The 13,349-nt window shown below is 50.3% G+C and carries 10 protein-coding genes and 1 pseudogene; 5 read left to right on the top strand and 6 right to left on the bottom strand.

The window, feature by feature from the left end; genetic code table 11:
- Window positions 1-63: 63 nt before the first annotated feature.
- Window positions 64-1,374 (bottom strand): guanine deaminase, encoded by a 1,311-nt coding sequence (gene guaD / locus CWM61_RS00870; protein WP_100630515.1) that lies wholly within the window; start codon window positions 1,372-1,374, stop codon window positions 64-66.
- Between the two features lie 101 nt (window positions 1,375-1,475).
- Window positions 1,476-2,972: an NCS1 family nucleobase:cation symporter-1 gene (locus CWM61_RS00865; RefSeq protein ID WP_100630513.1), complete on the bottom strand. Its 1,497-nt coding sequence runs from the start codon at window positions 2,970-2,972 to the stop codon at window positions 1,476-1,478.
- A gap of 144 nt (window positions 2,973-3,116) precedes the next feature.
- Between CWM61_RS00865 and CWM61_RS00860 the strand changes: the two genes are divergently transcribed.
- The 3 genes and pseudogenes from CWM61_RS00860 to puuE all read left to right on the top strand — a co-directional run bounded on the left by CWM61_RS00860 (window position 3,117) and on the right by puuE (window position 5,521).
- Window positions 3,117-3,833 carry a GntR family transcriptional regulator gene (locus CWM61_RS00860; RefSeq protein WP_002905523.1) on the top strand — a complete coding sequence of 239 codons (717 nt, stop codon included), beginning with the start codon at window positions 3,117-3,119 and terminating at the stop codon, window positions 3,831-3,833.
- Window positions 3,833-4,704 (top strand): annotated as a pseudogene (gene hpxA / locus CWM61_RS00855) (allantoin racemase). Before CWM61_RS00860 ends, hpxA begins: the two are co-directional and overlap by 1 nt.
- The gene (puuE, locus tag CWM61_RS00850; RefSeq protein ID WP_032730424.1) at window positions 4,589-5,521 is read left to right on the top strand and encodes an allantoinase PuuE; all 933 of its coding nucleotides are present in this window, start codon (window positions 4,589-4,591) and stop codon (window positions 5,519-5,521) included. The pseudogene hpxA and the gene puuE overlap by 116 nt, the downstream one beginning before the upstream one ends.
- Before the next feature lie 288 nt (window positions 5,522-5,809).
- Here the strand turns inward: puuE and CWM61_RS00845 are convergent, their stop codons facing one another.
- From CWM61_RS00845 to CWM61_RS00830, 4 genes are all read right to left on the bottom strand, one after another.
- Window positions 5,810-6,988, bottom strand: a complete 1,179-nt coding sequence (locus CWM61_RS00845) for a hypothetical protein (RefSeq protein ID WP_100630511.1) — start codon at window positions 6,986-6,988, stop codon at window positions 5,810-5,812.
- A 40-nt stretch (window positions 6,989-7,028) separates the two neighbouring features.
- Window positions 7,029-8,792 (bottom strand): alpha/beta hydrolase, encoded by a 1,764-nt coding sequence (locus tag CWM61_RS00840; protein ID WP_133122451.1) that lies wholly within the window; start codon window positions 8,790-8,792, stop codon window positions 7,029-7,031.
- A 443-nt stretch (window positions 8,793-9,235) separates the two neighbouring features.
- Entirely contained in the window at window positions 9,236-10,297 is a 1,062-nt protein-coding gene (locus tag CWM61_RS00835; protein WP_100630507.1) for a M15 family metallopeptidase, read from the bottom strand.
- A 614-nt stretch (window positions 10,298-10,911) separates the two neighbouring features.
- Complete coding sequence (locus tag CWM61_RS00830) at window positions 10,912-11,493, bottom strand: hypothetical protein (RefSeq protein WP_074385787.1); 582 nt, start codon at window positions 11,491-11,493, stop codon at window positions 10,912-10,914.
- Between the two features lie 165 nt (window positions 11,494-11,658).
- On the opposite strand from CWM61_RS00830, the gene CWM61_RS00825 reads away from it, so the two are divergent.
- Window positions 11,659-12,195, top strand: a complete 537-nt coding sequence (locus CWM61_RS00825; protein ID WP_074385788.1) for a dihydrofolate reductase family protein — start codon at window positions 11,659-11,661, stop codon at window positions 12,193-12,195.
- A gap of 248 nt (window positions 12,196-12,443) precedes the next feature.
- Window positions 12,444-12,668, top strand: a complete 225-nt coding sequence (locus tag CWM61_RS00820; protein ID WP_071839073.1) for a hypothetical protein — start codon at window positions 12,444-12,446, stop codon at window positions 12,666-12,668.
- Window positions 12,669-13,349: the final 681 nt, after the last annotated feature.

Raw genomic sequence — 13,349 nt, 5'->3', positions numbered from 1 at the left:
GGGCTGAGTCGCAACGATTATCGGACGATGCCCTCTCCCTTTAGGAGAGGGCCAGGGTGAGGGTCAATCCTGACACCACACCCGCTCGCCATTCACCCACGTCTCGCTGATATTGCGTTCATCTCCCAGGGTCATCAGCACGAACAACTGCTCATAAATGTCATGGCAGCGGCCTGTGCGCAGACGCTGCAGCGGGGTGACCGCCGGGTCAATCACCACAAAATCTGCCTCTTTGCCCGGCTGAAAATTGCCAATTTTCTCCTCCAGCCGCAGGGCGCGCGCCCCGCCGAGGGTGGCGTGATAGAAGGCCTCGCTGGCGCGCAGGCGATAGCTCTGCAGTTGTCCTACCTTGTAGGCCTCACCCAGCGTGCGCAGCATGCTGAAGGTGGTGCCAGCCCCGACGTCGCTGCCGATGCCCATCCGCACCTGGTGCTGCCAGCAGGCGGGCAGGCGGAACAGCCCGCTGCCGAGAAACAGATTCGAGGTCGGACAGAAGGCGACGGCGGATCCGGTGTCATGCAGGCACTGCCACTCGGCATCATCGAGATGGATCCCGTGAGCAAAAACGCTGCGTTCGCCGGTGAGCTGATAGTGATGATAGACATCCAGATAGTGCTCATGCTCAGGCCACAGCTGTTTAACCCAGGCGATCTCCTCGCGGTTTTCACTGAGATGTGTCTGCAGCCAGGTGTCGGGAAACTCAGTCCGCAGGCGCTGCACGGCCTCCAGCAACGCCGGTGTCGAGGTAGGGGCAAAGCGCGGGGTGATGGCATAGCCCAGCCTCCCGCGCTGATGCCAGCGGAGGATCAACTCCCGGGTCTGCTCGTAGCTCTCCCCGGCGGTTTCGCACAGATAATCCGGCACATGGCGATCCATCATCACTTTTCCGGCGATCAGCCGCATATTCAGACGCAGCGCTTCGCTGAACAGCGCCTCGGCCGAAGCCGGGTGCAAGGTACAAAACACCAGCGCGGTGGTGGTGCCATGGCTAATCAGCTGGTTAACAAAAAACTGCGCTATCTCCTGCGCATAATCCGCATCGGCAAACTGGCTTTCCACCGGGAAGGTGTAGGTGGTGAGCCACTCCAGCAGCTGTTCGCCAAAGGCGCCGATCATTTCAGTCTGCGGATAGTGAATGTGGGTATCGACAAAACCGGGCAACAGCAGCTTGCCTCGCTGGTCGACATAGCCCTTCAGCGGATGCAGAAAGGCTTCTCCTTCCTGCCATGGCAGCAGCGCTATAATTTTCCCATCCTGCAAGAACAACAGGCCATCATCGAGATAGCGGGCCTGGGCGGCCACCTCATCCGGGGTCTCTGCTACGCCGGCGATATCAAAAAATGCACCGCGCACCGCGGTCTGGTAATCCATCATCGAACCTGCCTTCTCTTAACGCTCCGGGAATAGTGATAAATAGCAAGATTGGTGCCAGTTTGCAGACTGCCGCGGCCAGACGCCGCGGCAGGTGGTGAGGGTTACTCTTTTTGCGCTACCGCGCCGGAACGGAAGGATGCTGTCGCCTGCACTTCACGCTCGTCGCGGGCCAGCCAGCGGTAGAGGGTGCCACCGAGGAAGACCCCAATAAACCAGCTGAAGTTCGCCACTTCATGCAGGGCCGGAATAAAGCTGATGATTAGCCCCAGGGCCACTGTCGGCAGCAGGGCGGTAATCGCTTTCGGGTTAAAGCCGTTGCGGTACCAGTATTTACCCTTCGGCGTATCGTTAAACAGATCGTCCACCGACACCCGGCCGCGTTTGATGAGATAGAAGTCGGCGATCAGGATGCCAAACAGCGGGCCAATAAAGGCACCCAGTACGTCGAGGGTATAGTGGATCAGTTCCGGAGAGTTAAACAGGTTCCACGGCGTCAGGAGTATCGAGCCCACCGCGGCAATCATCCCGCCGGTACGGAAGCTGATTTTCTGTGGCGCGCAATTGGAAAAATCGAAGGCCGGAGAGACGAAGTTAGCCACGATATTAATGCCGATGGTGGCGGTAATCATGGTCAGCAGGCCAATGGCCACCGCCAGATCGTTACCCACGCGGCTGACGGTTTCGATCGGGTCAGTGATCATTTTGCCGAACAGCGACTGGGTGCCGGAGACAATCACCACGGTCACCACCGAGAACAGCAGGAAGTTAAACGGCAGCCCCCAGCGGTTACCGCGGCGGATCTCGCCCATGCTTTTGCCGTAGCGGGAAAAGTCACCGAAGTTGAGCAGCGGTCCGGAGAAGTAGGAGACCACCAGCGCCGTGGCGGTGATCATCTGCCAGGTCTGCTCGCCGGCGCTCAGGGATTTGCTGGCGAGGGTAAAGGAGATCCCGTCCAGACCGGTCTTGTATACAATCCAGCCGGCCAGCGCCAGCATCACCACATAAACCGCCGGACCGGCGATATCGATAAAGCGTTTGATGGCGTTCATGCCATGCCAGAACACCATCGCCTGCAGCAGCCACATGGTGGCGAAGCACAACCAGCCGAGCGTCGACAGCCCGAGAAAGCTGCTGCTGGTCAGCGAGGCAAGGGAGGGCCAGAACTTGAGCAGGACCAGCATCAGGGCGTTAGCCGCCAGATAGGTCTGAATACCGTACCAGGCAAACGCGATCAGCCCGCGGATCACCGCCGGGATATTGGCGCCGAAGACGCCAAACGCCTGACGGCAGATAACGGCGTATGGCACCCCGGCCATCTGGCTCGGCTTCGCCACCAGGTTAGCGCACAGCTGCACAATACAGATGCCGACCAGCAGGCAGAGCAGAACCTGCCAGCTGGCCAGTCCAAGCGTAAAGAAGCTCGCCGCTACTACGTAGCCGCCCATGCTGTGCACGTCCGACATCCAGAATGAAAAAATATTGTACCAGCTCCAGTTCTGGTCGCGGGTGGGCGCCAGATCGTCATTACATAGCCGCGGACTGTAGCTGGCGGCCGCCTCGTGAGTCTTCGTCTGCTGCGTGTGGGATGAATGTGGCATGAAACCTGCTCCTCTGAATGAAAACCCTTTGATATGGATTGCTGAGGCTATTGCAGGATCCAGGCCAGAATGATGAATCTTGTATACAAAAAATAAATTTTATGTATACGATCTGCTATCGATAAGTGAAACCGGAGTGGGTTAATGAATAATGAACATCGTCTCCAGGCCGCGCCAGCGCTGCAGGACAAGGACGAAAGCATTTACCAGGCGCTGATGACGGCCATCGTCGAACATCAGTTGCCGCCGGGCAGCAAACTGCCGGAAGAGGCGCTGGCGGAGGTATTCGCCGTGAGCCGCACCGGCATCAGAAAGGTGCTGCAACGACTCGCCGCTGTGCAACTGGTCACGTTGACGCCCAAACGTGGTGCACATGTCACCAGCCCCAGCGTGGAAGAGTCCCAGGCGATCTTTCGCACCCGGGCGCTGCTTGAGGTCGCCAATTTGCCCGATGTGATCGCGCGCTGTCAGCCGCCGCATCTGGCGGCGCTGGAGAACATTATTCAGCGTGAACAGCAGGCGCATGAGGCGCATGACGGCCCGGCGGCGATCCGCCATTCCGCTGACTTTCATATTCAGTTGCAGGCCATCTCCGGTAATCCGGTGCTCACCGAGATGGTGACCCGCCTCAGCCAGCGCTCCTCTTTAGTGATTGCCGCCTGGGGCGCTCCCTGGCGACAGGGCTGTCGCTGCGACGATCACCAGCAGCTGGTGGGTTTGCTGCGGGATAAAGCCCTGCAGCCACTTAGCGAGGCGCTGATGCACCATTTTGATCATATTGTCGCCAGCCTGTGCTTCGAGCGCGATGGCGTCAGCCTGCCCGATTTTTCCCGGTTGTTCGCCGGCCACAAGGAGTCGTGATGTCTGCCATATGTATACAAGTGATCAACCCCAATACCAGCCTGGCGATGACCGAAACGATAGGCGCCGCCGCGCGTGCGGTCGCCGCGCCGGGTACCGAGATCCTTGCGGTCTGTCCCCACGCCGGGGTACCGTCCATTGAAGGCCACTTTGACGAGGCCATCGCGGCGGTCGGCGTGCTGGAGCAGATCAAGGCCGGACGCGAGCAGGGGGTGGACGGGCATGTGATCGCCTGCTTCGGTGACCCGGGGCTGCTGGCGGCGCGGGAGCTGGCGCAAGGGCCGGTGATCGGCATTGCGGAAGCGGCGATGCATATGGCGACGATGGTCGCCACCCGTTTCTCCATTGTGACCACGCTGCCGCGCACGCTGATCATCGCCCGTCATTTGCTGCACCAGTACGGATTTCATCAACACTGCGCGGCGCTACACGCCATTGATTTGCCGGTGCTGGCGCTGGAAGACGGCAGCGGCCTGGCGCAGGAGAAAGTGCGTGAGCGCTGCATTCGCGCGCTGAAAGAGGATGGTAGCGGGGCGATTGTCCTTGGCTGCGGTGGGATGGCGACCCTGGCGCAGGAGCTGACCCACGAGCTGCGGGTACCAGTGATCGATGGCGTCAGCGCGGCGGTGAAGATGGTGGAGTCACTGGTCGCGCTGGGCCTGGCGACCAGCAAGCACGGGGACTTAGCGTTCCCGGAGAAAAAAGCGTTAAGCGGACAGTTTCAGTCGTTAAATCCATTTTAAAAGGGGCAGGAGATGGGAGAGAACCAGGAGCACTATCCTCGCGATCTGCGAGGTTACGCAGGGCAGCCGCCGCACGCGCGCTGGCCGGGTGGGGCGCGGATCGCGGTGCAGTTCGTCCTCAACTATGAGGAAGGCGCTGAGAATCACGTCTTGCATGGCGATGCGGGTTCGGAACAGTTCCTGTCCGATATTATCGGCGCCGCCAGCTACCCGGCACGCCATATGTCGATGGATTCACTCTATGAGTACGGCAGCCGGGCAGGGTTCTGGCGCATCCATCGTGAGTTCAGCCAGCGCGGGCTGCCGTTGACCGTTTTCGGCGTGGCGATGGCGCTGGCGCGGCACCCGGAGATTGTGGCGGCGATCAAGGCCGCGGATTACGATGTGGTCAGCCACGGCTGGCGCTGGATCCACTATCAGCACATGGATATTGCCGAGGAGCGCGCGCATCTGCAAAAAGCGGTGCAGGTGCTGACCGACCTGTTCGGCAAACCGCCCACCGGCTGGTATACCGGCCGCGACAGCCCCAACACCCGCCAGCTGGTGGTGGAGCACGGCGGCTTTGACTACGACAGCGATTATTATGGCGATGATTTACCTTTCTGGAGCGAAGTGGCCTGCAGCGACGGCAGCCAGCGGCCACACCTGATCGTGCCTTATACCCTCGACGCCAACGACATGCGCTTCGCCACCGCCCAGGGATTCAACACCGCGGAGCAGTTTTATACCTATCTGAAAGACAGCTTTGACGTGCTGTACGCCGAGGGTGAAACCGCGCCGAAGATGATGTCCGTGGGGATGCACTGCCGGCTGCTGGGCCGTCCGGGCCGTTTCCGCGCGCTGCAGCGTTTCCTTGACTATATCCAGCAGCACGACAAGGTGTGGGTCTGCACCCGGCAGCAGATCGCCGACCACTGGCGCGAAACCCATCCGTATCGCGGGTAGCTTGCTGCCACTGAACCTGGCTCTTGTATGTATAAAGTCATTACAGTTTATCCGCCGTCAGGCGGGTAAACTATCATCAACTGCATCATTTTTCCTTTAAACCCGAGCAGCCACTAGGATAGCTTTAGGCCAGCCCGAATCCTGCAAGGTCGGGAGATATGAACATGATGGAATATACTTTTGTTGGCGTGAATATCACCAAAGCCATATTCGATTATTTATCATCCCTTCCGGCATCTGGAATGTTTTTTCACTCATAGCAGATTACATCCATATTCCATTAATCAATTAGGATGCTATGATTTTGTCGATTAGGGCATCTCGACCGGCATCTGGCGCCGTATTTCTAGCAGTCATAATTTGTCTCGCATTTTTTACGGCATTTCTAATGTCTGTTTTTTCTTGACTCCCTACTAATGCCATGCGTGCGCTAAGTACACTGGCAGCCTGATATCCACAAAAGGCTGGTTCTTCAAATAATCGGTTTGCGAGCCAGGTAATATAGTTAGGATCAAATTCCATTTGTAGGATACATACTGCAGCCAGTCGCTCACCAGGGGAGTTACTCACTGTTAGTTGTGGAAGAAAATATTTCGCTGCAAAGCCAAGACGTCGCATTCCGGCAGTAATAGAAGACATAAGGAGCGTACGCTTGTCTCCCGAGGGCATTGAAATCCGTGCTTGTTCATAGTTGTTTACGAGACTATGCAAGCTGGGTTTTATAGCGTCAGGATTATTACCTGGAAGTGTATCTTTTATCTTTTTTGCTATAGCCACATCGGTTGGCGTGGGCACAACAGGTGTTCCTTCTTTGAAAAACTCATCAGCATCTGCTTTTAAGACATCATCCAGAGTTTTGTAAAATTGACTATCAGAACGTTGGAATGCACCTTGTAAAAAAAGACGCGTATATAAATAGCCACACAGAAAACCGATCGTCGAAAACCCCAAAATTAAAGCAATTGACAAAGATTTCATGCTCTCATTAGGTTTGTCGCTCATCGAAGCAGCAACGTAATTACTAATAACTATTAGATGGTTCCCTAGTGTCTTTAAATTCACCAAAGTTAAACCAATAATGATTTTAGTAAGCCAATCGGAAACCTCTTCCAGATTTGTATTTGGCCGTCCTTGATAGATATCGCTTGTCGAAGTATATGTCTGTATTTGCTTGTTGTTGGGTGTTATTTTATTGGATTGATCCTTATTTCCAGCTCTCGGGATGCCAAACAAAAAACCAATCCCCGCACCAACCGACAGGCAAGCCATTACCCATAACAGAAGATAGCCGAGTTCTATTTTGAAACTTATGATAATAACTGAAACAACCCCCAGAGTCATCAGCGGGAATATCGCAGAATTCACAATCAATAAATCATCTCTCCCTGGTTTAAGAGAGGAGTGTTCGTATACTAGCACTGAGCTAAACCAAGTTTTTAAAGAAAGAATAAGAGGCTGGATAATCATGTAACACCTCGATAATGAGCTCTGCGCTCATGACTCTAGATTAAATTTTAGTAAGCAGTAGCCACAATATAAGTATATATATAGCAAGGGAAAAACCTGTGGCGTAATCCTGAGACTGGAGCGGAGTTAACAGTTGGATTAAATATTTAATAGCTAACCACACCCCCCATGTAATTGCTCCAACAAATATCCAGGCGATAGGCGGGAAATGGCTTGTAATGGCAATCCATTTTGTTCTTGACAGGCTAAGTGGAATGTTATTTTTGGACGGGAGTTTGCCGTTACGAATAAAACTGGCGATATGATCCCACAGTGGTTCTTCTATTGCTGCCCCGTGACCACCCTTGATATAGGTCAGTTGATGAATTCTAGGATGTGGGTTACTCAGGATAAAACCGTCATGACCTGCGCTACCTAAGTCTTGCCAGTGAGCAAATTGGAATAATTTTGAAAAGAAAGCTACCACCCAGTCTGTTGTTGCTACGAAATTCAGTACTGCATTAACTCGCGGCGGGGAACTGTTCAGATACTTGTGCCAGTTAAAGTCCTGCCGTACAACGCTGCCAGCGAAAACAACATTTTTGAACGTGCAGCATGGATAAAGTTCGAGCGCTCTTGCTAGTAGATAGGTACCGTTGCTATGTCCAACGTAAGAAAAACTGGCTTTGGGGTATTTTGCGAGTGCTTCCGTATACTGATCCATTAACCACTCGACTTTCTTACGGCGATATAAGGGGAAGAGAAAAGGCAGCATCGGGAAGTAGCCATAGCTCGATGTTTCTGTTGCCCATTTTTCATTATCTGGCACTTGAATACGCCGTGCAAGCTTGTGTGTCCAATAACCGGCATCTCTAATACCGTGTATGACAAAAGCTACTTGAGTGACCGATTCATCTGCTTTTGTGACTCGTTCGTCCGCAGGAAGAATATTATCGGAAGCCAGTTCAGAGGGAGATAGTATCAGAGCTTTTATAAAGACAGAGAAACGGCTCTGACCGTAGTCTGAATCATAGAGTTCGATAATGGACTTATGTCCTGAGTACGGCACATCTAGATAGATAAAATCCCCTCCAGAAATAAGGTCTATGTTATCATCGGGAGATACAATATCATCGCGCGAGCCTAACAACTGGATGGTAATAGCATTTCCGCCTGCTTTGGAATCGGAAGCGTACTCTCGACGCATGCATAACCACTGAACACGTAACTGAGTGATAAATTCTGCACCTCGGCGAATTGTGAAAATTGCTGGTGGTCGATGTTTGAATGCATACAGTAAATGACCCAAAATCACACCTAATGTCCAAAGCGGTGCCTTCGTAATACTCATATGATGACTAATACTCCAGCCTCGGTTCATACCTGCCATCAGAATCAGACGAGAGACACGTTTCGCCCAATATCTAGCTGCAAGCCTACCATTATCTAATGATGATTCAGATCTGAAGTAGCAAGCTTCGAACGGTGCTTTACGCGTCTCACCACAAGCGACGATATAGAGTTTACGGGCAAGCAGTGCACCAAAGCTGTGACCTATTAATATAATATTTGTAATTGGATTTGTACCATTTTCTGATTGCTGTATGATAGTATCTAACTGATTTAAATGAAGGTTAACTATCTCATTTGGGTTTGCCGTTGAAAACCATGACAGTGGAAGGTCAGGGCAATACATCTGGACATTAGGCCATTGTTTTTTAACTGCATCAATAACTGAAGATAAAGAAGTGGCATTGTTGGCATAGGCGTGGAATACAACTACTAGAATTCCTTTGCCGTCATGTGTCAATTTTTTTTCTGTCATACCCCCTCCGGACGACCCAATCATGAAACTGCCTGTGGCCATTATTCTTTCAAGGCCATATCTATTGGTTGATATATCTGCTTGAGGGCTTTAGAATAAAATAAGCTAAGCCAGTCTGCGGTTGTATCATAAATCCACTCAATCTCAATGTAGATGATTTGGCATGGTTATATTTCCCGCTCGTTCAAGTAAAATTAATTTTAAGACTTTCTCCATGCTTCGATTTTTATATGTTGCAAGTCAAAATGAATATATATCGATTGATTTAAATTCAGGAAAATAGTATATCCTCGCCCACCAATTCATCGTAATTTATTATTAAGAGTGAAGGGTGGGGGTATTAATTTTTCATGCTAAAATTTCAATGAGTAAATTAATTCATCTTATGAACTTAACACAAAATCTGAGCTTATAACTTATAAGAATGCATTAAACCACAACTCTTACAACAACATTGTTTCAAACTCTCTGACCGCATCGCGACGCAACCATGGATCAATTTCGTGTCTTGATACTGGTCCATGATGGTGAATGGTGCGACGCAGCAGTCGTGACACATATTCCATCGCAAGGGGGTGATTCTCTTTCATCGCTTTTTGAAAAATATTACCATCAAATGTCCCAACATCTCTTAATACCAAATCCTTAAGTTCCTGTCCAAAATGCATTGAGTTTGCACTTACCTGCCAAGCTCCAGCCTCAATAGTTTCTGGTGTTACTGATGTCGGATTATTTTTGTCTCGCCCTGCATTCCAATCCCACGACGATTCAAAACCAGCGAGTACGCGCATGACTTCGAGCATTACTGCGCGGCGATGGTTAATATCACGCCATGGGCCTAGTATATTTTTAATGCTTGAGTAGATATCACTTTCAGAGTTTGGTGCAAATATTTCATCGGGAGCACTTTTCCCCCAAGCAATTAACTGTTCCAGGAAATCATTCGTCGGTACACCTCGGTTTGAAACATGTTGCTTGATTGAGATAAATTTTATTTCAGTCGGCTTCTTCAATGCTTCTGTCTGAAAAAACTGATTAACCTCAAAATGCATTGGGTCATTAAAAGATTTTCCCCAAGTAAATCCAAAAGACTGAAAAATAGGAGCGAAGGGAGCAACCGAGTCGCCAAATCCAGGATCATCTTCATTTAAGTCGATCGCGATTCCAAAAGCATGATTCGAAGGAAGCTTGCTTAAGGCGCCACTGGTGGGTTTTCGTAAGCGTGGATTCAGTGTTCCAGCACATGATTTAACAAGGTGAAGATAGCCTTGCTCTTCAATTGCTTTAAAAACCGCGAGTATTTGTTGATGGGCAAGTCTATGAAAATGTAATTCTCCATCATTTGAACCTGGAATACCTTTAAGCTGCGGAATTGTAATAGGTGTAACATCGTTAATGTTAAAGCCACTAATAAAGAAAATAGCATCCCCACGTTTCCATTCAGGACTGGCTGTTCGGAATGTAACTTCACCAAACAATGGATGAATAAAACTGCTAAGAGGCATGATTCACTCCTGTTATGTTGGGATGTTAATAAGATGAAATCAAACTATACCATGCTGGAACGTGTCTTTTTATGAAACATTCTTTTGAATGGTAAAATCAGTGTAATCTATAGGTGCAAGGCGAGCAAGTTGTCCTGCATAAGTTCGATATAATAATTCTTTTAGATAGGAATTAAAACCATCTGCTAATCATTAGTATGGTTACAATTAAAGGTGGTTTGGGTGTTCATTATTAGTAATTTCAATTATATGACGATCATTTACGGATCAAGAATGCAGTGCCTTGTGACCATTATCCGAAATCCTGTTCCATGCAGAAATAGAGCTCCGGCATGATAAATACTCACCTGAACAGAGATTGCGCCAGTGAAAAAGCTATGACTTACCGAAATGCTGATTGTCTTTTCCCACAAACAGTCTGAGCTGAGTACGTTTGTGCCGGAATTCTGCCACAAGCTGAGCATCTCCGACGCCATGTTTTCACCTTGCGCAAAAGGACGGCGGAGCTTCTCCTTCAGAACTGAAGCACATGCTTAAGCTTGAAGAGGAAAACCTTTGCCTGAAGTAATGGGTTGTCGTCACTCTACGCAGACTATTCCTTGCGCCTGTCTTTGTTATCGAATAACGGACTTAACAGCCATAAGGGTCCTTTTTCGAATCCATCCACTGCCTGCCCGTATTGCCAGCCAGTAAGCCGTCATTTTCAGCAGAGTCGCTCTATCCGGACAGTAAATAAACGTTTCAGTTTGCAGCTCATGTTGCCCTTCATTCACTGTTTTTACTCGGTAGCGCAGTAAGAGCTTCGCGCTGCCCGGCATCACAGGCGCCAGATAAGCTTCAGTATTCGGCACGTTTTCCAGGCCGAAGTCCGCACGCCAGAATTGTCCGCGCAATCCGTAGCAGAGCTCGGATGCTGACTTTTCCAGAAGGGTAAAACTGTCCAGGCCAAAGCGGCTAACCGGCAGGGGGTATTTATTGCGCCGAAATTTTTGCGGAAATTGTCGTACAGACATCAATAACCGGATAACGGCGTCCTGCTGAATATCGAATGTCGCTATTAACGGCAGGATTTTTTCAGGCGAGTACGTCCTGATGATCGTCTGGTGTTTTTCATGGAACTGAAACTGTGGCAAGAAAACGGGTATATCCTGCCATTGAGCAAGTGCTCTGCTGGTAACGAATCCCGGGTTCAGCATGTTATTTCCTTATTATCCTTCAAGCCCAACCAGAGTAACAGATGCTTCACGGCAAACAAGAACCGCACAGCATCCGGTGATGACATTGTGATAGGTTACTTTATGGGGAGCAGCTAACATCGCTTAATTCAACGGCATATACACAAGCTGAATACGGAGCACTTGATGGTCACCACACATGTTTTTATCGCGGTCAGTCTTGATGGATACATCGCCCGACAGGATGGCGATATTGACTGGCTGTTGCAGCGCGATGACCCGACAGAAGATCATGGCTATGCTGCATTCATCGCGGACAAAGATTGGATCGTTATGGGGCGAGGTACCTATGAGAAGGCGCTGACCTTTGACGAATGGCCTTATGATCGACCCGTACTGGTTCTCTCCCGACAGCTAACCGATACCTCCGTGCCCAAAGCGTTGAAGGACAAAGTGCAAATCTCATGCCGCACGCCAAGAGAGGTGCTTGCTGACCTGACGGTAGAGAACGCGCGTCGCGTCTATTTAGATGGCGGGCAGGTCATACAGTCGTTCCTGCGCGAGGGGCTGGTCGCCGATATCGTTATCACGACCATTCCTGTCCTGCTTGGCTCGGGAAAACCGTTGTTCGGATCCCTGACCAGGGATATCGATTTGACGCTGTTATCAAACCGCAGCTTTCCTTCGGGTCTGGTGCAGTCGCACTATCGGGTGACGTCATAAACTGCCTATAAACATAGCGGCGACCTACGCAAAAGCGAGAGTACCGTCCTGCCGCCAGCGGTACTCTATTATATAGGGCATTCACTTCATCTCTGGTGGGCTTTAGCAGGGGAGCAACCTGCTATAGACAGATTCACCGCTACATCCACCGGAATGAAAACGAATTTTACCCCTACATTTAGTGATGGCTACCTACAGATGGTTCGTCTATTCTGCCTGTATTAACGACCAGGCCGGAGTCACGCTTTGTGGATAATCCCATTATTCTGAAAACCATCGTTAGCTTTATTCTCATTCTGTGGGTAATCGATGTATTCAGGACCAGGAAAAGAAAACGTTTTGATCCCGCTATTGAAGCCGCTGATGCCAGAGAACGCCATCAATGGCGCTATTTCAGATGGGCGTTCCGGATCATACAAGTGGTAGCGGGAGTGTATATCTTCGTGCAGCTGATTCAGGTTTTACTGAGATAGATTCTACAGCCAGGTACGACTGGACAGAACATCCTGGTGAGCAGAATAACGCAAGTGAATTGTTCTGTGGCGGCGCGCAGAAACCTCTGCCGCCGATGAACATGTGCTCATGGTTCAAATCATTGCAATTCAAAAACAGGGTGCGCCGCCATCATTCGGCATCCGATACAGGCGAGACATGCGCGCGCAGGCGAAGCTGACCCGTGGTGCGCTCCAGGGAGAAAGAATGCCGCTCTCATCAATGAAGGAGGGTAAGTTAAGCAATAACCAGAGAGTAAACGTCTTGCACCGAAAGTAACCTATCGTATGGTGCAGGGCTAATCTGAAGCTTCGTTGAATAGAAGAAATGCAACGCCTCATTTTGGTGCTTTACGGTATCTCTCCTGCATCATGATGATCCATGCTCCATAGTAAATTACCATTACGCATCATGTTATCTTATTGATAATAAATGAATAAATTAATGGCACGCTTTGTGCTTAAATTAATGTGAAAGCTTAAAAATTTAACTCCATGAACAAGTGATAATAACCTGTAGCTTGCATTGTCAGTACCGATGCGATGGGCCAAAAAATGATTTTCAATGCGATCATAATTTAACTCGCAACCGATTAAACGTTCACATTGACGATGATGGCCAAGGGGAGGTGACGGTACACAATATAACCATCAATACTAAAT

It is taken from the genome of Klebsiella sp. K-Nf6, from assembly GCF_002806655.1.
Taxonomy (GTDB): Bacteria; Pseudomonadota; Gammaproteobacteria; order Enterobacterales; family Enterobacteriaceae; genus Klebsiella; species Klebsiella variicola.
The sequence above is the reverse complement of the archived record's forward strand: the minus strand, read 5'-3'. Positions and strand labels throughout refer to the sequence as shown.